This window comes from Paraburkholderia tuberum STM678, assembly GCF_902833905.1.
GTDB classification, from domain to species: domain Bacteria; phylum Pseudomonadota; class Gammaproteobacteria; order Burkholderiales; family Burkholderiaceae; genus Paraburkholderia; species Paraburkholderia tuberum.
On the sequence record NZ_CADFGP010000002.1, the window covers coordinates 59,128 to 79,147 of the forward strand.

Here is a 20,020-nt window from a genome sequence, read left to right on the forward strand (position 1 = left end):
TCGGGCCTCAGACTGCAATGACGAACTGCGATGACGCGCAGCATGGAAGAAAGCCCGACTATGGAACCGCGCCGCCGCCCGCAATTGTCCAAAATTGCGCACTTTTTCGCGCCGATGCGCAGGCTGACGGGACGCGCCGTATACTGGCCGCTCAACCACCACCGTACACCGGAAAACCTCCGCGCGCCGCCGTGAACCCCACCCCGTCCGTCCCCGTGATATCCACCGCCGGCATGCCTTTTGGCCTCCAGTCGGTCTGTCACACGCTGGCCAGTGCGAACGCGCATCTGGACCGCTTCGCGTGGCTCGGCGACGGACTCGCGATCGCGCTATGGACGCGCGACACGAAGGAGGACGAGACCGTCTACGAACGGCCCGGCCATCACACGCTGTCGTGCTATCTGGACGGCGGCTATCGCACCGAGCGCCAGAAAATGCCGGGCCACTACGGCGCGCCGTCGCGGCTGTGCGCACTGCCCGGCGATCACGAATCGCGCTGGTGGGTGCGCGGCCACATGCACTTCATGCATCTGTACTTCCTGCCCGAGCACTTCACGCGACGCGCGGTGCAGGAGCTCGACCGCGAACCGCGCGAACTGACGCTCGCCGATCGCACCTATTTCGAGGACCCGCGCATTGCGAGTCTGTGTCAGTCGCTCGTCAACGAGGAGTGGGAAAGTCCCGACGGTCTGCTGCGCACCAACGAGACCGCGCACGAAGTGCTGAGCCTGCTATTGCGCGGCCAAGGCGTACGGCGCGCGAACGTGGCGCTGAAAGGCGGGCTGTCGGCCGCGACGCGGCGCCGCCTGCGCGACTATATCGACATTCATCTTGCGCAGCCGTTGACGCTCGGGGAGTTGTCGGGTGTCGCGGCGCTGTCGGAGTTTCATCTTGCGCGGATGTTTCGCGAGTCGTTCGGGTTGCCGCCCGCCGCCTGGATCGCGCGGCAGCGGCTCGATCGCGCGCGCACGCTGCTGCGCACGACGACGTTGCCGCTCGCGCAGATCGCCGGGCAGTGCGGCTATGCAAACGCGAGTCACTTTAGTCACCGGTTTCGCGAGGCTGTCGGGGTGACGCCGAGTGGGTTCCGGCAGGCTATCGGTGTTTGAGATTCGCGTTTGAGTTTCGCTTTGCGGTTAGCTCCGCGTCATCGCAGCGCCATCGCCAGCACGCGCGCGACGTGGATCGCGTCGACGCCCGCGCCGTCGTGAATCTGATGCCGGCAGCTAGTCCCGTCGGCGACCATCAGCGTGGCCGCGTCCAGCTTGCGCACCGCGGGTAGCAGCGACAGCTCGGCCATCGCCTGCGAGCTCGCGTAGTGCTCCGCTTCATAGCCGAAGCTGCCGGCCATGCCGCAGCACGACGATTCGACCGTCGATACCTTCAATTCGGGAATCCACTTCAGCACGGTCTGCACCGGCGTGAATGCGTCGAACGCCTTCTGATGGCAGTGGCCGTGCACGAGTGCCTGCTGCATCGGCAGCGGCTTCAATTCGAGCTGCAATCGTCCGGCCTTTTCTTCGCGCACGAGGAATTCCTCGAATAGAAACGCGTGCCGCGCGAGGCGCTGCGCCTCTTCGCCGAAACCGTACTGCAGGAATTCATCGCGCAACGACAGCAGACACGATGGCTCCAACCCCACCACCGGCACGCCACGTTCGACGAACGGCCTGAACAGCTCGAGCATGCGCCGCGCTTCCTCTTTCGCTTCGTCGACGAGACCCGCCGCGAGAAACGTGCGGCCGCAACACACGGGACGCTCTCCCGGGCGTGCACTGAAGTGGACCGTGTAGCCCGCCGCTTCGAGCACCTGTTGCGCGGCGCGCGCGTTGTCGGGCTCGAGGTGATTGTTGAAGGTATCGACGAACAGCAGGACTTCTTTCAGCGCGCACGCCTGCGCAGCGTTGCGTGCAGGCTTCGCGGACACCGCATCGGCCAGAAACGCCTTCTTGAACCGCGGCAAACTCCGCTCGGTCGCGAAGCCGACCGAGCGCTTGAACCACGTCGACAGCACCGGCACGTTGTCCGCGAGCGCCAGCAGCCTCGGCATGCGGCTCGCCGCGCCCGCATAGCGCGGCATGAACGCGACGAGCCTGTCGCGCAGCCGCACCCCATGCGTCTTGACACGCGCCGCCCGCGCCTCGATCTTGAACTTCGCCATATCGACGCCGGTCGGGCAATCGCGCTTGCAGCCCTTGCACGATACGCACAGGTCGAGCGTTTCCTTCACGTCATCGCTCGCGAGCCCGCTTTCGCCGAGCTGCCCCGAAATCGCGAGCCGCAACGTGTTGGCCCGCCCGCGCGTCAAATGTTGCTCGTCCTTCGTCACGCGATAGCTCGGGCACATCGTGCCCGCGTCGAACTTGCGACAGTGGCCGTTGTTGTTGCACATCTCGACCGCTTTCGCGAGGCCGCCGCTCAGATCGTCGCCGCTGCCGGGCGCGCTTTCTTCTCCCGTCAGCGGGTCGCGCTTCACGTTCCACGTCGACCAGTCGAGCGCCGTTTCGATGCGCTGTTCGCGATAGCCCGGCGCAAAGCGGAAATTGCGCGCGTCGTCCATCTTCGGCGGACGCACGATCTTGTCGGGATTGAAGCGGTTGTCCGGATCGAACAACGCCTTGATCTCGCTGAACGCCTGGTTGAGCCGCGGCCCGTATTGCCATGCGACCCATTCGCCACGGCATAGCCCATCGCCATGCTCGCCGGAATACGCGCCCTTGTACTCACGCACGAGCGCGGCCGCTTCCTCGGCGATCGCGCGCATTTTCGTCGCGCCGTCGCGGCGCATGTCGAGAATCGGCCGCACGTGCAGCGTACCGACGCTCGCATGCGCGTACCACGTGCCTTCGGTGCCGTGGCGATGAAACACGTCGGTCAGCCGGCTCGTGTAGTCGGCCAGATGTTCGAGCGGCACCGCGCAATCTTCGATGAAAGACACCGGCTTGCCGTCACCCTTCATGCTCATCATGATGTTGAGACCAGCCTTGCGCACTTCCCACAGCGCTTTTTGCGCATTTGCGTCCGGCATCTCGACGACCGCATCGGGCAGGCCCAACTCGCCCATCAACTCCGTGAGCTGCTTCAGCGACGCGAGCTGCGCGTCGCGATCCTCGCCCGCGAATTCGACGAGCAGAATCGCCTGCGGCTCGCCGACCAGCGCCTTCTCGATCACCGGACGAAACGCGGGATTGCTCAACGCCAGATCGATCATCGTGCGATCGACGAGTTCGACAGCGACCGGCTTCAGCTTGACGATGTGCTGCGTGAGCGCCATCGACTGCCGGAAGGTAGGAAAGTTGACCACGCCAAGCGCCTTGTGCGCGGGCAGCGGCGCGAGCTTCAACGTGATCTGCCGGCTGAATGCGAGCGTGCCTTCCGAGCCGACCAGCAGATGCGCGAGGTTCGCGCTGCCGTCATCGGTATACGCGCGCGGATTCTGGCAATCGAACAGATCGATGTTGTAGCCCGCGACGCGGCGCAGCACCTTCGGCACGCGCGCAATGATTTCGTCACGCTCGCGCTGCGCGATCCGCGTGACGCCCGCGACGATCTGCTGCAAGCGCTCACCTTGCGGCGGCTCGCGCAGCGACGCGAAGCGCGCTTCGCTGCCGTCGGCGAGAATCGCGTCGATCGCCTCGACGTTGTGCACCATGTTGCCGTACTCGATCGAGCGCGAGCCGCACGAGTTGTTGCCGGCCATGCCGCCGATCGTGCACTGGGCAGCCGTCGATACATCGACCGGGAACCACAGTCCATGCGGCTTCAGCCACGCGTTCAGATGATCGAGCACGACGCCGGGCTCGACCGTCACGGTGCGCGCGTCGGCATCGAACGCGACGATGTTGTTGAGCCACTTGCTCGTATCGACCACCAGCGCTTCGCCGACCGTCTGCCCACACTGGCTCGTGCCCGCGCCGCGCGCGAGCAGCGGTACTTTCTCGCTGCGCGCGATCTCGAGCGCGATGCGCAGATCGTCCTGATCGCGCGGCACCACGACGCCGACCGGCGTGATCTGATAGATCGACGCATCGGTCGCGTAGCGGCCGCGGCTGGCGAGATCGAACAGCACGTCGCCGCGCAGCGCTTTGCGCAGATGCTGCGCGAGCGGACTCGTTGCGCGCGCGGCGGAGGGGACCAGATGGATCGGCTTGACGAGCAAGCCCGCAGTGGGATTCGTCATTTCGTCGGCCTGTGAGGAGCGCGCCTGAACCGCGCAGCTCGAATTACCTAGTACAGCGTCAGATGCACCGGCGCGAGTCCTTCGATATGCCCGCTCACGTCGCCCGCCTCGCGCGGAAAGAACATGCCGGTGTACGAACCGGCGGTGATCACCATCTCCCGCGTCACCGCAATGCCGCGCGAACTCGCGTGATTGACGAGCCACGTCAACAGCCGCCGCGGATCGCCGGCCGGATTCGCGGGCGTCGTTTCGACGACATTGCCTGCGTTGAACGCGAAGCGCAGCGACGGCGCGACGAACGGAAAATCCTCGCGATACCGTGTGAATTCACCGACGATCAGCGCACCGTGATTTTGCAGGTCCGCGAGCTGCGCGAGTTTGTCGATGGCGGGCCACGCGGCATAGCGGCTCGCGACGATCTCGATGGTCGCGCCGATCGAGCCGATGCCCGCGAGCACTTCGTCCTCGCGGTACGGTTTCGTGGACGGCTCGAAACGCCGGCCGAAACGGAACGCGACTTCGAGTTCGAGCCCGAGCGGCGCGAAGCCTTCGCGCGACAGACGCGCGCCGTCGGCGTGCAGATCGGTGTCGGGCAATGGCGCGCCTTGAATCGGTCCGCTCGCCGATTTCGCGCCGATCTTCCAGCCGCCGATTCGCGCGCCGCACGCGCTCAAGATTTCGTGCTGGATTGCGTAGGCCGCGTCGGCATCGGAAGGAAGCAGCTCCGGCGGCAACGTATCGAGCACCGTGCGATTGCGACGCGCATCGGCAAGCAGCTGACTCAATGATGAAGTCATGTTTTACACGCCCATCCGGGTGGAAACGTGCGCCTTCTCCGACGCGCCAACTTCGAAGCGGCTCTCGGGCTGCATGCGGAACGCGAGCACGACGCCGATGCCCATCAGCAACATGCTGCCCACGAACGGCAGATCCCAGTTGCCAAAGCGGTCGATCAGAAAGCCGCCCATCACCGGCGAGATGATCGCGGCGAGCGCCGAGCCCGTGTTCATCATGCCGCTCGCGGTGCCGGAGAAGTCCGGCGCGATATCCATCGGGATCGCCCACATCGGGCCGATCGTCATCTCGGCGAAGAAGAAGCCCGACGCGAGACAGGCAATCGACAGCGTCAGGTCATGCGTGAACATCAGAGGAATCAGCGACAGCAGGCAGAACAGCATGCACACCGACACCATCCAGCTGCGCGCGCGTTTGAGGCTGCCGGTGCGCTTGAAGATCGCATCGGTGACGATGCCGCCGAGCGTGTCGCCAATCACGCCCGCGAAGAACACGACCGACGCGAAGATCGCCGACTTCTTCAATTCCAGATGGTGGTTATGCAGGAAGTACAGCGGAATCCAGCTCAGGAACAGCCACAGCGTCCAGCCGTAGCAGAAGTAGACGATCGTGACCGGCGTCATGCGGCGAAACAGCTTGCCCCACGGCAGGCCGGAGACCTTCGGCTTCGGCGTGGGCAGCACCGCGAGTTCCTCGGACGTAATGCGCGGATGATCTTTCGGATGCTCGGTGAACGTGAGCGCCCACGTGACCACCCACACCAGACTCAGCGCGCCGCAGATAAAGAACGATTCGCGCCAGCCCCAGTTGGTCATCACGATCACGATGAGCGCCGGCGCGACCGCGTTGCCGACTCGCGACGCCGCGTGCGTGATGCCCTGCGCGAAGCCGCGCTTTTCTTTCGCGACCCAGCGCGACATCGCCGACGTTGCAGCCGGGAATGTCGCGCCTTCACCGAAACCGAGCACGAGCCGCGCGGCGAGCAACGAAGCGAGCCCGCCCGCGAAGCCCGTGAGCACTGTCGCGAGACCCCAGATCGCGCCGCAGAACAGCAGCGTGCGTCGCGCGCCGAAGCGATCGCTGACCCAGCCGCCGATCACCTGAAACAGCAGATACGGATACGCGAAGGCCGAGAACACGAGGCCGACCTGCGTATGCGTGAGATTGAATTCCTTGCCGAAACCCGCGGCAGCGGTGCTGACGTTCACGCGATCGAGGTACGTGATGAAGTACATGATGCAGAGCATCACTAGAACGATACTGGTCGCACTGGTCAAACGAAACCGCTTCATCGTCTCTCTCCATGGCATGTGTCGACGGCGCGCCTGAAGTGGCGCGCTGCGTTCGTCGCCCGTCGGCCGCGAGAGCCGCTATGGACGCATTGCATGTTGTTCTGGCCGCGTTCTGCGCGCGGCTCGATGAGGGAAGCGCTCCCTGCGCCCGACAATCAGGCCGCGGCCTTCAATCCCGACGTCTTCGGTGCCTGGCTCAGCCACTCCATCGCGGCCGGCATGCCGCTTTCCTTGAGCGGCACGCTAGCAAGCCGCAGACCCATTTCGCAGCCAGCCAGTGTCGCGAGCAGCATCAGATCGTTGCAATCGCCAAGATGGCCGATGCGGAACATGCGGCCTTTCATCTTGCCGAGGCCCGTGCCGAGCGACATGTCGAAGCGTTCGTAGATCAGCTTGCGCACCGCGTCGGCATCGACACCATCGGGCATCATCACGCCCGTCAGCACCGGGCTATAGACGGCGGGATCGGCGCACTGGATTTCGAGCCCCCACGCGCGCACCGCGCGGCGCGTCGCTTCGGCAAGCCGCTCGTGGCGCGCGAACACGTTGTCGAGCCCTTCGCCGAGTATCATTTCGATCGCTTCATGCAGCCCGTACAGCAGGTTCGTGTTCGGCGTGTACGGCCAGTAGCCGGATTTGTTCATCTCGACGATTTCCGCCCAGTCCCAGAAGCTGCGCGGCAGCTTCGCGTGCTGGCTGGCGGCCATCGCCTTCGGCGAGATCGCGTTGAAGCTGATGCCCGGCGGCAGCATCAAGCCCTTTTGCGAGCCCGACACGGTCACGTCGACACCCCACTCGTCGTGACGATAATCAGCGCACGCGAGACCGGAGATCGTGTCGACGAGCAGCAGCGCCGGATGGCCCGCGGCGTCGATCGCGCGACGCACGGCGGGGATGTCGGACGTGACGCCGGTCGAGGTTTCATTGTGCACGACGCAGACCGCCTTGATTGCATGCTGCGTGTCGGCGCGCAGACGCTCTTCGATCATCTGCGGCTGCACGCCGCGCCGCCAGCCTTCGATGCCTGGCAACCCCAGGAATTCGGGCTTCAGGCCGAGCTGCTCGGCCATTTTTTTCCACAACGTCGCGAAGTGGCCGGTCTCGAACATCAGCACGTGATCGCCGGGGCTCAGCGTATTCGACAATGCGGCTTCCCATGCGCCCGTGCCGGACGCCGGATAGATGACGACCGGCTGCTGCGTCTTGAAAATCTTCTTGATGCCGTCGAGCACCTTGAGACCCAGCTCGCCGAATTCGGGTCCGCGATGGTCGATGGTCGGATAGCTCATCGCTCGAAGGATGCGATCCGGCACCGGACTCGGCCCCGGAATCTGCAGGAAATGACGGCCAGCGGGATGAAAATCTAGCTTCAGCATCGGACCCCTCCAATTGAATTTTGCATGCAAAAAACTATATCAGACGAACCGTGATGCTCCCAAGACGAAAATTGGCCTTTAAGGCCCGTGTTTACCCGCATGTGCGCATGGATTAACTAATTGATATGGTTCCGATAAAATCCAGTTCATGTGAAGCTGAGGATTTTTGTATGCAAAATTCGGATTTCGACGCGGGTCTGACCGCTGCCCCGCTGATGCCGAAGGTCGAGCGTCAGCGCCTGCACGACACGGTGGTGGAGCACATCCGCCGCTTTATCGTCGAGGGAGCGCTGGAGCCCGGCAAGAAACTGAACGAGCGGGAGTTGTGCGAAACGCTCGGCATTTCGCGCACGCCGCTGCGCGAGGCGCTGAAGGTGCTGGCTGCCGAAGGTCTGATCGAGATTTCGCCGAACCGGGGCGCGTCGGTATCGAAGATGTCGGAAGCGGAGGTGCGCGAAACCTTCGAATTGATGAGCGGCCTCGAAGCGTTTTCCGGCGAACTCGCGGCCGAGCGCATCACCGCGGCTGAACTCGCAGAGATCAAGGCGCTGCATTACGCGATGCTGGCGTGCCGCGCGCAGAACGATCTGCCGGGCTACTACAGTCGCAACCAGGCGATCCACGACAAGATCAACGAAGCGGCGAGAAATTCGGCGCTGCGGCAGACGTATGTGTCGGTCAACCGGCGGCTGCAGGCGCTACGCTTTCGCTCGAACTATCAGACGCCGAAGTGGGACCGCGCGATTCACGATCACGATGAAATGCTGAAGGCGCTCGAGGCTCGCGACGGCAAGAAGCTCAGCGCGATTTTGCGGCAGCATCTGCTCGATAAGCGGGATGCGGTTTTGCAGGTGCAGGCGCAGGAGGAGGTGGTCGCTTCGGCCTCCGGGTTGAAGGCGTGATGCGGACAACTGATGCCGAATCCCGCTCCTCGCCACTCCGTCGGCAACAAAACTTGTCCACCTAAATTGTTGGCAAGCCTGTGGACAACCTTCGCACAGCGAGCTTAAGTGCTTGAAGCATGAGAACTATCCGCGCGCGGTGCACGCGTAGGCAGTGAGCGTCGCTATGGAGTCCGTGATACTGGCGAGTGGGCTTCGCAAGGATGCCGTTTCACTCACGCCGACCTCGAAGTCCAGTTGTCCACATAATTTGGGAACAAGCTTGTGGACAACCTGCGCACAGGCCTGCCAAGTGTTTGATACGGCAGGCCTATCGTGCGCGGATGCGGGAGCGGGCAGCGGCGCGGCACCTCACGCGATGCAAGCCAACGGCCGCGCCCTCCACCCTCGATTTCACTGCGTCGTTTCACGACTGCGCAACGACTCCGGCAACCCATACAGCACGATCAGCGCGCACACCACGCTCATCGCGCCGATCACATACAGCGCCGGCGTCGTGCTGCCGGTCAGATCCTTCACACGTCCGACCATCACCGGGCTCACGATCCCGGCGCGAACGGGCAGCCGCCAAGCCCGCCGAGCGCCGCGTCGAAACGGCGCACGCCGGTTTCATACGCGGCGAGCACGTTGGCGAGACCGAGGCCGCGCGTGTTATGAAAGTGCAGCGTGAGCGCGGCGGCCGGCAGCCGCTCGAGCGTGCGCCTGACAAGTCGCGCCACCTGGCGCGGATTCGCCATACCGGTGATATCGGCGACGGTGATGCCCTCGATGCCCATCTCGCGATACGCGTCGACGATGCCGATCACGCGGTCTTCGTCGATGCGCCCTTCGAACGGACAGCCGAACGCGGTCGCCACGGTCGCGTTGAGCCGCACGCCCGCGGCCATCGCGCAACGCACGATGTCGTCGAACGCCGCGAGCGACGACTCGCAGCTCATGCGCATGTTCGCGCGGTTATGCGTCTAACTCGCGGACATCACGAGGTTCAGTTCGTCGGCGCGCGTGATGCGACAGCGTTTCTCCGGCCGGCGTCAGCGTCATGCCGCGCGCGTTGCGCTGGAATAGCGACGCGCCGACCGCCTGTTCGAGTTCGACCAGCCGCTTGCTGGCGGCGGACACGGCGATCGCCTCGCGCTCGGCGGCGCGCGTGAGCGTGCCCTCTTCGAAGACGGCGAGAAAAAGCTGCAACGTGGTGAGGTCGAGCTTGCGGAGAAGATTTTTGATGACCATGGCGCGGCGACGAAAGTTCGGTCAGTGATAATCATCCTCTAGCTGATGGCGCACCGCCAACACGGTCACGGTTTGGCTGTCGTCGATTTCGAACAGCGAGACGTAGCCCGCGCGACCGAATGGGATCAGCAGCTCGCGCAAAAACGGCGTATCGCGCTGAACCTTTCGGCAAGTGAACGGCGACGTACGCAGCGTGGCGATACCATCGCGGATGGCTTGCAACGCGCGTTCGGCGAGCGGGAAATCCGTGTCGTCCCGCTCGAGGATGAAATCGTACAGTCTCTGCAGGTCCGCCGCCGCTGCGCGTGTGAAACGAACCTGATACGTCATCGGTGCTTCTTCGCGCGGGCCTTCGTTTTTGCTTCGCGGAGCCGCGTTTCAAGACCGGCGAGCACGTCGTCGGCCGATACGTAGTCGCCGCTTTGCTTCGCTTCAGCACGCGACTCGAGCCCTCGCACGACGAATTCACGCACATTCAGGCGCCGCGCGATGTTGTCGCGGATCGCCTGCTCGACGAAACTGGACAGGCTTTCGCCGTCCTGCAGCACGTCCTCGGCCGCGGCCCGCAGCTCGGGCTTGACCCGAACCGACGGGAAAGTAGCGCTTTTCATCGTTCTCTCCATGCATCGCATTAGCGATGCATTATCGCGCTACCTCATGTCTGCCGCAAGCAGCCCTTCACGACTTCCACGCCGAACCCAGAATCATCGTGCAGAAATTCTCGCGATGATAATGCGGGTCTTTCAGCGCGAGCACGTCGGCCTTCACGTTGCCGAACGTCGTGTGCGGCTTGTGGATCGTGCCGTGCGCGAACGCATCGATGATACCTTCCTTGAAGTGCGCGCCGCGCGGATGCGCATGGGTGACTTCCTCCCGTTGCTGTTCGCTGAATTCGTCGTAGGCGAGGCCGAGCACGTCCATTTCGACACCCGCCGTGACGAGCGCGATCACCGGCTTCATATGCTGCGGAATGCCTGGTGTCGTGTGCAGCGCGATCGCGGTCCACACCTGCTCGATGTCGTCCTCGCCGATCCGATGCCGCCGCAGAAATTCACGCGCGGCATTCGCGCCGTCGACTTCGAAGCGCTCCTGCTCGCTGCTGTATGGCGCGACGAGACCCATGTCGTGAAACATCGCGCCGATGTACAGCAGTTCGGGGTCGTACTTCAGCTGCTTGCATTGCCCGGCCAGCGCGCCGAACAGAAACACGCGCCGCGAATGGTGATACAGCAACTCCGTTTCGGTGTCGCGCACGAGCTCGGTGGCTTCACGCGCCATCATGCTGTCGGGAATCTGGATACCTGCGATCGTCGTAGTCATGCGGCGTACTCCTTCGTATGCGAACGTGAATGTGAAAGTAATCAACGGGACGCGCGCCGCCGCTTCAGAGCGCGTTTTGGTATGCTGGTCCGCGCCGTGATGTCGATGCCTGTCGCCTGCCTGTGAGACCGCGCGTCCGACCGATCCAGTATTGGCCAGCGCGGCGCCGCGAACAATTGTCGCGAGCCGTTGAACACTGCCAAACGCACAGCGTTGACTGCCGCGGCGTGCCCTTCACGTTCCCCGTCAAAGGAAGTCATCCGATGCCCACCGTCGTGATCGCGATCTTCCCAGGAGTGCAGGCACTCGACGTCGCCGGTCCCGTCGACGTGTTCTCCGAAGCGAACCGCTTCGTCGCGCCCACGCGGCACTACGAGGTCAAGCTGCTGGCCGCGGACCCGGCGCCGCTGCGCGCATCGAACGGGATGACGCTGGTGGCGGACGCGACCTTCGAGCAGTCGCGCGAACCGTTCGATCTCGCGCTCGTCGCCGGCGGCCCCGCGCTACCGCGCAACGAAGTGCCGGACGCGCGCCTGCTCGACTGGCTCGCCAACGTCGCGACACGTTGCGCTCGCTACGGCTCGATCTGCACCGGCGCTTTCGCGCTCGGTCACGCGGGCCTGCTCGATGGGCGCCATGTGACGACGCACTGGCAGCACGCCGCGCAACTCGCCGCGCAGTTTCCGCGCGCGCGGGTCGACTTCGATCGCATCTATCTGCGCGACGGGCCGCTGGTCACCTCTGCGGGCGTGACGGCCGGCATCGATCTGTCGCTCGCGCTGGTGGCCGAGGATCACGGTGCGCATAGCGCGCTCGCGGTCGCCAAGCGGCTCGTCGTGTTCGCGCAGCGGCAAGGCGGTCAGTCGCAATTCAGCCCCTATCTGACCGCGCCCGCCGACGACACCTCGCCCGCCGCGAAAGTGCAGGCGCACGTGATGGCGCGTATCCATGACAGCTTCACCGTCAAGCAACTCGCCGACGTCGCGGGCATGAGCGCGCGTAACTTCGCGCGCGTGTTCGTGCAGGAAACCGGCGTGACGCCGCATGAATTCGTCGAACGCGCGCACGTGGATGCCGCACGCAAGCTGCTCGAAAGCAGCGCCGCGGCGCTGAAGACGATCGCCTACGATTGCGGCTTCGGCACCGCCGACCGCATGCGCATCGTGTTTACGAAGCGGCTTGGCGTGACGCCGACGCAGTATCGCGAGCGCTTTCGCCCGGTCTGAATAAGGCGTGAGAAAATCGTCGACTCTGCACGTCAACGATCACCAGGAACGACATGACCTCCTCTTCTCCGATTCGCGCGATCGTCACCGGCCATACGCGCGGCCTGGGCGCGGCGCTCGCCGAACAACTGCTCGCGCGCAACGTCACGGTGCTGGGTATGTCGCGCTCGCGGCATGCCGCGCTGAAGGCGCGCTTTGCCGCGCGGCTCGAAGAGATCGAGCTGCCGCTGGCCGAGCCCGCACGCGTCGCGCAATGGATCGCCACCGACGCACTGAGCAACTTCGTGCGCGGCGCGCAGACGGTGCTGCTGATCAACAACGCGGGCATGATGCAGCCGATCGGGCCCATCGAAGGACAGGACGCCGCGAGCGTCGCGGACGCGGTGAGCCTGAACGTCGCGACGCCGCTGATGCTCGCGAGCGCGCTCGCCGCCGCGGCCGTCGACGCAACCGACCGCCGCATCGTGCACATTTCGAGCGGCGCGGCGCGCAACGCGTATCCGGGCTGGAGCATCTACTGCGCGACCAAGGCCGCGCTCGATCATCACGCGCGCGCCGTCGCGCTCGACGCGAATCGCGCGCTGCGCATCTGCAGCCTCGCGCCGGGTGTGATCGATACGGACATGCAGGCGCAAATTCGCGGTAGCGGCGAAGAGCAGTTCCCGATGCGCCAGCGCTTCGACGAGCTGAAGCGCAACGGCCAACTGTCGACGCCCGAGCAATGCGCGGCGCAGCTGATCGACTATGCGCTCAGCGATGCGTTCGGGCAGACGCCGGTCGCGGACATTCGCGAGATCGCGAAATCGGCCTGAACGGGCTATTGCTGCCGGGTATTTGCGCTCCCGAAAATCCTCACCTCAAGCACGGAGCAGTGGCGGATCGGCGTCAGCTACCGTCGTCGTTTCTCCCGAAAAGCCTCACCTTTGAGGTGAAAAGAGGACTCGAGGAGGCATTTCAGCGAGCGCATTGCGGCGCTCACACACCGCTCCCGAAATCCCTCACCTTTGATCGAACGCAGCCGGATCGCTTCGCCGATGCCGGCCGCGCACGCGGCAGATCGCCTGGACATTCAACGACTTACGTTACACAGCCGGCGCACGGTCACCGCGACGGATGCCATGATTGGCGACTGCATGAAGCGCGTTTTGTACGTCAGCACGACGGGCCGTCGCCCGATACAGCATCGACGGCTCCCGAATATCCTCACCTATGGCTGACAGGCATGAATGCGCGCATTCCCGCGAGCCTCTTGCCGCGCGGTTTGTGCGGTTCCTGGCCCGGCCGGTTAGTTGCAAAAGAACCGCCCGCGCGCGACTCCCGAAAGTCCTCACCTTTGACGCGATGCACACGCGCCACGTTCATTCGATCGGCACGTTCTTCAGCCCCACGCACCGCGACGACGTTCTTCATCGCGTCGACGAACCTGACGAGAAGGAAGCAACGTTGGGAATGCGATATGAGTTTCAGAGGAAACCATTCGCAATTTGTAGCGCCGTCCAGGCGACTCCCGAATTCCCTCACCTTCAATTTTGAAGTGCGCGTACAGGTGCGCATATTCTCACCTCGGCGGCTCCCGAATCTTCTCACCTATCAGTATCGGCGCGTGCGCCGCAGAATATAATCGGGGCCGACGGTCGATGACTCGTCGCGAGGCGGTAGTGCGTTGCGCCGCCTCTTCCCCGCTGGCAGCACGCGGCTCGAACGGCAGTTCCTGACAAACCGGCAAAGGAGGAAGAATGAAAACAAACGGCGCGAGCAGAATCCTCGGTGCACTGTTCGCGGTGGCCATCGCGACTTGCGCGACCTATGCAAACGCACAGACGCGCGAGATGCCGAACGATGCGTCGATGCAAAGCCAGTCGGTCCCAGCGGCTTCGAACCGGAACAACAACCGGTCCGACAGCGCAATCGTCCGCGACGTCCGCCGCGCTTTCACGCGCACCACGAACCTCAATTCGGCGAACATCCGTGTCGAAGCGCGTCACGGCATCGTTACGCTGACCGGCACCGTGCCGCGGCAATCGCAAATCGCGCGAGCCGGCAACGCCGCGCGATCGGTTCGCGGCGTCAGAAGCGTGCATAACCGGCTGACCGAGCGACGGCGCGCCAATCAGTGAGCACGGCGTGGTGGCATCGGCCGGACGGATCGGTGCCGCCTGTTCGACCTCCCCCCTATATCGGCCTCGACCCGCATGTCATTCAAAGTGCCCACCGTCGCGCGCCGCACATTTTTTCTGCTCTGCTTAAGAAACAGGTTGACCTCGGCGGAAGGCGAACCCTAGAATTCAAAAATCATCACCGATGGGGCTCGTGCCTTGGACACCTGCAGTAGCCGACTTTCGAACAGATTCGCTGCCTGACCGGCAGGACGTCCGCGCTCTCTTCATCAGCCGCCGTCTTGCCAGTTGGCAGACGGTGCGCGCCGCAGTTTCTTCCCGTGCACCTAAAGTAACGTCGTATCCGCATGACAGGAACGCCGCGTTCACGCGCGTTCCCGCGCCGATACGGCGTCGCATCGCGAGCCTTGCGCTTGCGGTCGCGTTTGCGCGCGCGTTGTCAGTCAACGCAAACAGTTCAACGCAATGCGCGCGAACGCGTGGATAAACACATGCGTAGCGAACGTGTAGCGAGCGTGCGTAGCGAACGCTTCAGACGCTCGAACGCAGTCCCCGCTACACACCGACAAGGAGCCGCCATGCCCGACAGTGACAGTTATCCCTTATGCCGCTTCCCCGTTCTATCAACTGAGGAAAGCGAGTAGACCTCCACCGCCGCGCCCGGACATACGCGGCCTCCGTGTCTGCTGGCTTTCCACCAGCGCGTCGAAACCGGCGCCCGGAGATCCCTCATGCAATTCGGCCTCCTTCTTTCGCAGTTCCCGCGTGTGCAGGAATCGCGCGCCCATTACGACGGCATGCTCGTGCTGCACGCACCGCATCCGTTCATCGCCTTCTGCCGTCGCGTGATGTCGCGCGTGGCATAGCGTTTCGCGATCCGACCTTCGACAAATACAACCAGGAGAGAACGACATGTCTACTCCGACGAACATTTCCTCCGCGCGCAGCGCCGTGCTCGATTCGGCACACGTCGGCGATATCAAGGGCGCGCTCGGCACGATCGCTCACCATGACATCGCGCCACGCACGAGCTGGTGGGCGCGCCTGCGCACGCTGCTCGCGATCCTCGGCCCCGGTCTGATCGTGATGGTCGGCGACAACGACGCGGGCGCATTCGGCATCTACACGCAGGCCGGCCAGAACTACGGCACTACGTTACTGTGGACCATGCTGTTGCTGGTGCCGGTGCTGTTCGTCAATCAGGAGATGGTGTTGCGGCTCGGTGCGGTCACGGGCGTGGGCCACGCGCGGCTTATTTTCGAGCGCTTCGGCAAGTTCTGGGGCGCGTTCAGCGTCGTCGATCTGTTCCTGCTGAACGCGCTAACCATCGTGACGGAATTCATCGGCATCACGTTCGTGCTCGACTTCTTCGGCGTCTCGAAGATCGCGGGCGTGTGTATCGCCGCGGCGCTGACGATGGCCGCCGTCAGCACCGGCGACTTCCGCCGCTTCGAGCGTTTCGCGGTCGCGCTGTGCGTGTTGAGCCTGCTGCTCGTGCCGGTGCTCGTGTCGATTCACCCGCCGGTCGGCCAGATCGCGCGCGACTTCTTCATTCCGAACTGGCCCGCGCACTCGAAGCTGTCCGACGTGATGCTGCTCGTAATCGGCATCGTCGGCACGACGGTTGCTCCGTGGCAGCTGTTCTTCCAGCAGAGCTATGTGGTCGACAAGCGCATCACGCCGCGCTTCATGAACTACGAAAAAGCCGACCTGTGGATCGGCATCGTGTTCGTACTGATCGGCGCGGTCGCGATGATCTCGTTCAGCGCGGCGCTGTTCGACGGACGGCCCGGGTTCGGCAACTTCACGGACGCGGGCGGTGTGATCGCCGGTCTCGAGAGATACGCGGGACGTACCTCGGCCGTGCTGTTCGCGATCGCGCTGTTCGACGCTTGCGTGATCGGCGCGGCGGCTGTGTCGCTATCGACCGCCTATGCGATCGGCGACGTGTTCAAGATCCGCCATTCGCTGCACCGTAGCGTGTCGGATGCGAAGGGCTTCTACGTCGTGTACTTCGCGATCGTCGCGGCCGCCGCGGCATTGGTGCTGATTCCAGGCAGCCCGCTCGGTCTGTTGACCGAAGCGGTGCAGACGCTCGCCGGCGTACTGCTGCCGAGCGCGACCGTGTTCCTGCTGCTGCTGTGCAACGATCGCGCGGTGCTCGGTCCGTGGGCCAATTCGAAGAAGCTCAATCTGTTTACCGGCGCGGTGATCTGGGTGCTCGTGATGCTGTCGATCATCCTGACCGCGTCGGTGATCTATCCGGACATCGCGGCGGAAACGATCGTCGAAGTCCTGGCGGGCGGCACGTTGCTCGCGGTCGTCGGGTATGTGGCGAGCTTCGGGATGCGCAAGCTGCGCGGCGAGTCCGCGGCCGAGCCGGCTCCGGTCTATACGAAGGACGCGCGCAACACGTGGCGCATGCCGCCGCTCGACGAACTGCCGCCGCCGCGTCTGACGCTCGCCAAACGCGTATGGATGGGCGTGCTGCGCGGCTATCTGCTGCTCGCGATCGCGCTCGTGATCGTCAAGGTCGTGCAGATGGCGTTGCTGAAGTAGTTCGAATGGTGAGGAGTTCCAGGAGGTCCGGGCAATGGTGAGGTTTTACGGGAGCCATGTCCGGAGCGACAACTTAAGCGCTGCCGGAGCCCGAGCTGGCCGGCAGCGCTTCAAATGACTCATTGCCCCTTCCACGCGCGCGGCACCCGGTGAAAATTCCGGTCGAAGTAAATCAGGCTGTCGCCGTCGGCGCGCACGCGAATCTGCGTGGTCTTCACGAACATGACCGAGTCCGAGCCGACTTCGTCGAGAAGCCGTACAACTCGCAGCAGATGCTCGAGCGCATTCAACGCGCAATGAAACTCGCGTCCCAGCGTCACGCGAAACACATGCGCCAACTCGAACTGCGTGAGCGGATCAACTCGCTCACGTCGCGCGAGAAGGAAGTGCTGCACGGTTTGATCGAGGGGAAGCCGAGCAAGGTCATTGCGGCGGACCTGTCGATCAGTGTGAAAACCGTGGACGTGCATCGCGCGAGCATCAAGGAAAAGCTCGGCGCTTCGTCGATTCCGCCCCTCGTGCGCCGCGTGCCCGAAGTGTGGAGCCCGCCGGACGAGCGGCCGGAATGACCCGGCCGCCTCGGCCCTTGCAGACGCATCAGCGCATGTACAGGCCGCCGTTGACGTCCCAGCACGCGCCATTGGCGAAATAAGCGTCACCGGAAGCGAGCATCACCGCGACATCGGCAACATACGACGCGGCCCCGAGCTTGCCGACCGGTATCGCTTCGATCACTTTTGCCAGCTTGTCCGCCGCCACGCTCTCGTGAACGATCGGCAAATCGAGCGGCCCCGGCGAGATCGCGTTGACTGTCACACCGCGCGCGGCGAGATCGCGCGCGAAGACCTTGGTCAACGTCAGTACGCCGCCCTTCGCGGCCGCATAGTGCGCGCCCGTTGCCGAGCCGCCATTCTGCCCCGCCAGCGACGCGATATTGACGATGCGGCCCACGCCGCGCTGCGCGAAGTACTGCCCGAATACCTGGCAGCCGAACAGCACGCTGCGCAGATTCACGTTGATGACCTGATCGAACTGCTCGGCGGTAATGTCCATCACGGGCACGACCTTCGAGGCGCCCGCATTGTTGACGAGCGCGTCCACGCCGCCCCAACGTTCGAGCAACGCGTCGCGCGCCGCTTCGAAGTCCGCCTTGCGCGTGACGTCGAGCCGGATTGCGCAGGCGCTCGAGCCGTCGCTGCTGAGTTCATGCGCGAGCGCTTGCGCGGGTTCGATCGCGATATCGGCCAGCGCGACCCTGTAGCCTGCTTCGTGAAAACGACGCGCGACGACGGCGCCAAGTCCGCGCGCGGCGCCCGTCACGAGCGCGATTCTGTTCGACATGTTGCTGACTCCTTGATTGCGTTCAGGCGGATTGCCCGAGGCGCGCTTCGAGGTGCGCGGCGACCGCGCACACCGTTTCGTCGTCGTTCTTGCGACCGATGATTTGCAGGCCCGCCTTCAGCGTCGAGCGTTCGATCGGAACGGGCAGGCTCAGCGCCGGATGCCCGCTCAGGTTGAACGGCCGGATCAACGACGACATGCCGATCACCGACGTGCCGGCGCGTGCCGCTTCGAGCGTGATCGGCAATGAGGGCAGCGTCGGCAGCACGAGTACGTCGACCCGGTCGAGCGCGCGGTCCACTTCGTCGGTGAAGGTGCGGCGCACGCGTTCCGCCGCGTCGAGATCGGCGGCGCTCGTGGCCGCGGCCGCGCGCAGGCGCGCTTCGATATCGGCGCCGAGCTTGCCGCTTGCCACCAGATGGCCGAATGCGCGCGATGTCTCCGCGTTGATCACCGCGAGGCCGGCCGTGAATGCGTCCTTCAGCGACGCGAGTTCGATCGCTTGTACGGCGAGTTCGGACTTTCCGACCGCGTCAGCGATTGCTTTGGCGATGTCGTCATCCGCGTCGACTGCGACCATGCCAATGCGCAACTGCGAAACGTCTCGACGCGCATCGTCAGCGCGAAACGAAGGATCGATCGCCGTCATCACGCGAATCAGCGTGTCCGTCTCGCGCGTAAACGGTCCAACGCAGTCGAGTGTCGTGACGCGCGGCGCCACGCCGTGCCGCGACACGCGGCCGAACGTCGGCTTCAGGCCGATAACGCCGCAGCATGCGGCCGGGCCGCGGACCGAGCCACCGGTGTCGGTACCGAGCGCGGCGTCCACGAACTTCTGCCCGACCGCCGACGCGGACCCGCTCGACGATCCGCCCGGAATGCGTGCCTCGTCCTGCGGATTGACCGGCGTGCCGGAAAAGTCGTTGATGCCGGTCATGCCGAACGCGAGTTCGTGCATGTTGGTCTTGCCAGTGACGCGCCAGCCGGCGTCGAGCAAACGCCGCACGACTTCGGCGTGCTCCGATGCAAGCGGTGCGTCGGCAAGCGCGCGGCTTGCCGCTGTCGTCGCGTAGCCGGCGACGTCGATGCTGTCCTTGATCGCAATCGTCGGCGCGTCGGCGCTGTCCGTCGCGCTCAGATCGAATGTCTGCAGAAATGCGCTCATGCCGAAACTCCCTGGGCCGGGTTGACTTGCCACGGTGCATCGAAAAGACGCTCGGTACGGAAATGGCGGATCAGCCATGTCGCGTCCGCATCGTGAGTGGCGGCCACGAAGTCGATTTCGAGGCGCGCCGCGATCAGTTCCGCTTTCGCATCGACATAACCCGAAGCCTGCAACATGATCCAGCGACCCTTCGCCGTGTCGCCGTTCACTTCGATATGCTCCGCAGTCAGAAAGTGGGCATTGGTCGCGAAGTGCGGCGTGGGCGGCAGATAACGCTGCAGCATCGCGACGATCTGCGCCGGCCCTTCGAGACGCCCGAACTTGTTCGCGTACTGCGGGCCGATGCCTTCCCAGATCGCGTCTTCGGCGAACAGCGCGGCGAGCGCCTCGCCTTCGAGCGCGCGCATGGGCACATCGCACAGCGCCATGTAGCGCGCGATCGTCTTACGCACCGCGTTCTGTGCTTCTAGCGCTTTGACGCGCGCGAGCAGCGCGTCGATAGCCGGATCGGTCATCG

At 64.3% G+C, this 20,020-nt stretch carries 18 protein-coding genes and 5 pseudogenes; 8 read left to right on the forward strand and 15 right to left on the reverse strand.

The window, feature by feature from the left end; genetic code table 11:
- Positions 1 to 233: 233 nt before the first annotated feature.
- Positions 234 to 1,109, forward strand: a complete 876-nt coding sequence (locus HWY30_RS01890) for a helix-turn-helix domain-containing protein (protein ID WP_090808206.1) — start codon at positions 234 to 236, stop codon at positions 1,107 to 1,109.
- Positions 1,110 to 1,147: 38 nt separating this feature from the next.
- Here HWY30_RS01890 and HWY30_RS01895 read toward each other — a convergent pair whose 3' ends face one another.
- The 4 genes from HWY30_RS01895 to HWY30_RS01910 all read right to left on the reverse strand — a co-directional run bounded on the left by HWY30_RS01895 (position 1,148) and on the right by HWY30_RS01910 (position 7,643).
- Entirely contained in the window at positions 1,148 to 4,180 is a 3,033-nt protein-coding gene (locus HWY30_RS01895) for an FAD-binding and (Fe-S)-binding domain-containing protein (protein WP_090808204.1), read from the reverse strand.
- Positions 4,181 to 4,227: 47 nt separating this feature from the next.
- Positions 4,228 to 4,977, reverse strand: coding sequence for a 2-keto-4-pentenoate hydratase (locus HWY30_RS01900; RefSeq protein WP_090808202.1), 750 nt, complete (start codon positions 4,975 to 4,977; stop codon positions 4,228 to 4,230).
- Between the two features lie 3 nt (positions 4,978 to 4,980).
- Positions 4,981 to 6,267: an MFS transporter gene (locus tag HWY30_RS01905; protein ID WP_090808199.1), complete on the reverse strand. Its 1,287-nt coding sequence runs from the start codon at positions 6,265 to 6,267 to the stop codon at positions 4,981 to 4,983.
- A 155-nt stretch (positions 6,268 to 6,422) separates the two neighbouring features.
- Complete coding sequence (locus tag HWY30_RS01910) at positions 6,423 to 7,643, reverse strand: pyridoxal-phosphate-dependent aminotransferase family protein (RefSeq protein WP_090808197.1); 1,221 nt, start codon at positions 7,641 to 7,643, stop codon at positions 6,423 to 6,425.
- Positions 7,644 to 7,813: 170 nt separating this feature from the next.
- On the opposite strand from HWY30_RS01910, the gene HWY30_RS01915 reads away from it, so the two are divergent.
- Positions 7,814 to 8,545: a GntR family transcriptional regulator gene (locus tag HWY30_RS01915; RefSeq protein WP_090808195.1), complete on the forward strand. Its 732-nt coding sequence runs from the start codon at positions 7,814 to 7,816 to the stop codon at positions 8,543 to 8,545.
- 393 nt (positions 8,546 to 8,938) lie between these two features.
- Here HWY30_RS01915 and HWY30_RS01920 read toward each other — a convergent pair.
- The 6 genes and pseudogenes from HWY30_RS01920 to HWY30_RS01945 all read right to left on the reverse strand — a co-directional run.
- A pseudogene (locus HWY30_RS01920) lies at positions 8,939 to 9,094 on the reverse strand (MFS transporter); the annotation flags it as partial.
- Positions 9,088 to 9,546 (reverse strand): annotated as a pseudogene (locus tag HWY30_RS01925) (beta/alpha barrel domain-containing protein); the annotation flags it as partial. The pseudogenes HWY30_RS01925 and HWY30_RS01920, both read right to left, overlap by 7 nt.
- Positions 9,539 to 9,775, reverse strand: a pseudogene (locus HWY30_RS01930) (LysR family transcriptional regulator); the annotation flags it as partial. The pseudogenes HWY30_RS01930 and HWY30_RS01925, both read right to left, overlap by 8 nt.
- Before the next feature lie 21 nt (positions 9,776 to 9,796).
- Complete coding sequence (locus HWY30_RS01935; protein ID WP_090808193.1) at positions 9,797 to 10,105, reverse strand: type II toxin-antitoxin system RelE/ParE family toxin; 309 nt, start codon at positions 10,103 to 10,105, stop codon at positions 9,797 to 9,799.
- Positions 10,102 to 10,386, reverse strand: a complete 285-nt coding sequence (locus HWY30_RS01940) for a YlcI/YnfO family protein (RefSeq protein WP_090808191.1) — start codon at positions 10,384 to 10,386, stop codon at positions 10,102 to 10,104. Before HWY30_RS01940 ends, HWY30_RS01935 begins: the two co-directional genes overlap by 4 nt.
- 67 nt (positions 10,387 to 10,453) lie before the next feature.
- Complete coding sequence (locus HWY30_RS01945; RefSeq protein WP_090808189.1) at positions 10,454 to 11,095, reverse strand: HD domain-containing protein; 642 nt, start codon at positions 11,093 to 11,095, stop codon at positions 10,454 to 10,456.
- Positions 11,096 to 11,358: 263 nt separating this feature from the next.
- Between HWY30_RS01945 and HWY30_RS01950 the strand changes: the two genes are divergently transcribed.
- A complete protein-coding gene (locus HWY30_RS01950) occupies positions 11,359 to 12,321 on the forward strand; it encodes a GlxA family transcriptional regulator (protein ID WP_090808187.1) in 963 nt (320 codons plus the stop codon).
- A 53-nt stretch (positions 12,322 to 12,374) separates the two neighbouring features.
- Entirely contained in the window at positions 12,375 to 13,133 is a 759-nt protein-coding gene (locus tag HWY30_RS01955) for an SDR family oxidoreductase (protein ID WP_090808185.1), read from the forward strand.
- A gap of 391 nt (positions 13,134 to 13,524) precedes the next feature.
- Here the strand turns inward: HWY30_RS01955 and HWY30_RS01960 are convergent, their stop codons facing one another.
- On the reverse strand, positions 13,525 to 13,731 hold the full coding sequence (locus tag HWY30_RS01960) for a hypothetical protein (protein WP_143037235.1): 207 nt from the start codon (positions 13,729 to 13,731) through the stop codon (positions 13,525 to 13,527).
- A 326-nt stretch (positions 13,732 to 14,057) separates the two neighbouring features.
- Here HWY30_RS01960 and HWY30_RS01965 point away from each other — a divergent pair, with 326 nt between their 5' ends.
- The 3 genes from HWY30_RS01965 (at position 14,058) to HWY30_RS01970 (ending at position 16,997) form a co-directional block, all read left to right on the forward strand.
- A complete protein-coding gene (locus HWY30_RS01965; protein WP_090808180.1) occupies positions 14,058 to 14,438 on the forward strand; it encodes a BON domain-containing protein in 381 nt (126 codons plus the stop codon).
- A 731-nt stretch (positions 14,439 to 15,169) separates the two neighbouring features.
- Positions 15,170 to 15,304, forward strand: coding sequence for a hypothetical protein (locus HWY30_RS42415; protein WP_018424053.1), 135 nt, complete (start codon positions 15,170 to 15,172; stop codon positions 15,302 to 15,304).
- A gap of 46 nt (positions 15,305 to 15,350) precedes the next feature.
- Positions 15,351 to 16,997, forward strand: coding sequence for an NRAMP family divalent metal transporter (locus HWY30_RS01970; RefSeq protein ID WP_090808178.1), 1,647 nt, complete (start codon positions 15,351 to 15,353; stop codon positions 16,995 to 16,997).
- Positions 16,998 to 17,116: 119 nt separating this feature from the next.
- Here HWY30_RS01970 and HWY30_RS01975 read toward each other — a convergent pair.
- Positions 17,117 to 17,245 (reverse strand): annotated as a pseudogene (locus tag HWY30_RS01975) (4-hydroxyphenylacetate 3-monooxygenase reductase subunit); the annotation flags it as partial.
- Between HWY30_RS01975 and HWY30_RS01980 the strand changes: the two are divergent.
- Positions 17,237 to 17,566 (forward strand): annotated as a pseudogene (locus tag HWY30_RS01980) (response regulator transcription factor); the annotation flags it as partial. The pseudogenes HWY30_RS01975 and HWY30_RS01980 overlap by 9 nt on opposite strands.
- Positions 17,567 to 17,594: 28 nt before the next feature.
- Here HWY30_RS01980 and HWY30_RS01985 read toward each other — a convergent pair.
- From HWY30_RS01985 to HWY30_RS01995, 3 genes are read right to left on the reverse strand one after another with little or no spacing between them, the layout of a single operon-like run.
- Entirely contained in the window at positions 17,595 to 18,338 is a 744-nt protein-coding gene (locus tag HWY30_RS01985; RefSeq protein WP_090808176.1) for an SDR family NAD(P)-dependent oxidoreductase, read from the reverse strand.
- A 22-nt stretch (positions 18,339 to 18,360) separates the two neighbouring features.
- Positions 18,361 to 19,503: an amidase gene (locus HWY30_RS01990; protein ID WP_090808174.1), complete on the reverse strand. Its 1,143-nt coding sequence runs from the start codon at positions 19,501 to 19,503 to the stop codon at positions 18,361 to 18,363.
- A complete protein-coding gene (locus HWY30_RS01995; protein ID WP_090810339.1) occupies positions 19,500 to 20,018 on the reverse strand; it encodes a nuclear transport factor 2 family protein in 519 nt (172 codons plus the stop codon). The genes HWY30_RS01990 and HWY30_RS01995 overlap by 4 nt, the downstream gene beginning before the upstream one ends.
- Positions 20,019 to 20,020 lie beyond the last annotated feature (2 nt).

Excerpts from the sequence above, each read along its gene's own strand:
- HWY30_RS01890 (WP_090808206.1), top strand. The coding sequence starts at position 234 with ATGCCTTTTGGCCTCCAGTCGGTCTGTCACACGCTGGCCAGTGCGAAC.
- HWY30_RS01895 (WP_090808204.1), bottom strand. The coding sequence starts at position 4,180 with ATGACGAATCCCACTGCGGGCTTGCTCGTCAAGCCGATCCATCTGGTC.
- HWY30_RS01900 (WP_090808202.1), bottom strand. The coding sequence starts at position 4,977 with ATGACTTCATCATTGAGTCAGCTGCTTGCCGATGCGCGTCGCAATCGC.
- HWY30_RS01905 (WP_090808199.1), bottom strand. The coding sequence starts at position 6,267 with ATGAAGCGGTTTCGTTTGACCAGTGCGACCAGTATCGTTCTAGTGATG.
- HWY30_RS01910 (WP_090808197.1), bottom strand. The coding sequence starts at position 7,643 with ATGCTGAAGCTAGATTTTCATCCCGCTGGCCGTCATTTCCTGCAGATT.
- HWY30_RS01915 (WP_090808195.1), top strand. The coding sequence starts at position 7,814 with ATGCAAAATTCGGATTTCGACGCGGGTCTGACCGCTGCCCCGCTGATG.
- HWY30_RS01935 (WP_090808193.1), bottom strand. The coding sequence starts at position 10,105 with ATGACGTATCAGGTTCGTTTCACACGCGCAGCGGCGGCGGACCTGCAG.
- HWY30_RS01940 (WP_090808191.1), bottom strand. The coding sequence starts at position 10,386 with ATGAAAAGCGCTACTTTCCCGTCGGTTCGGGTCAAGCCCGAGCTGCGG.
- HWY30_RS01945 (WP_090808189.1), bottom strand. The coding sequence starts at position 11,095 with ATGACTACGACGATCGCAGGTATCCAGATTCCCGACAGCATGATGGCG.
- HWY30_RS01950 (WP_090808187.1), top strand. The coding sequence starts at position 11,359 with ATGCCCACCGTCGTGATCGCGATCTTCCCAGGAGTGCAGGCACTCGAC.
- HWY30_RS01955 (WP_090808185.1), top strand. The coding sequence starts at position 12,375 with ATGACCTCCTCTTCTCCGATTCGCGCGATCGTCACCGGCCATACGCGC.
- HWY30_RS01960 (WP_143037235.1), bottom strand. The coding sequence starts at position 13,731 with ATGAAGAACGTCGTCGCGGTGCGTGGGGCTGAAGAACGTGCCGATCGA.
- HWY30_RS01965 (WP_090808180.1), top strand. The coding sequence starts at position 14,058 with ATGAAAACAAACGGCGCGAGCAGAATCCTCGGTGCACTGTTCGCGGTG.
- HWY30_RS42415 (WP_018424053.1), top strand. The coding sequence starts at position 15,170 with ATGCAATTCGGCCTCCTTCTTTCGCAGTTCCCGCGTGTGCAGGAATCG.
- HWY30_RS01970 (WP_090808178.1), top strand. The coding sequence starts at position 15,351 with ATGTCTACTCCGACGAACATTTCCTCCGCGCGCAGCGCCGTGCTCGAT.
- HWY30_RS01985 (WP_090808176.1), bottom strand. The coding sequence starts at position 18,338 with ATGTCGAACAGAATCGCGCTCGTGACGGGCGCCGCGCGCGGACTTGGC.
- HWY30_RS01990 (WP_090808174.1), bottom strand. The coding sequence starts at position 19,503 with ATGAGCGCATTTCTGCAGACATTCGATCTGAGCGCGACGGACAGCGCC.
- HWY30_RS01995 (WP_090810339.1), bottom strand. The coding sequence starts at position 20,018 with ATGACCGATCCGGCTATCGACGCGCTGCTCGCGCGCGTCAAAGCGCTA.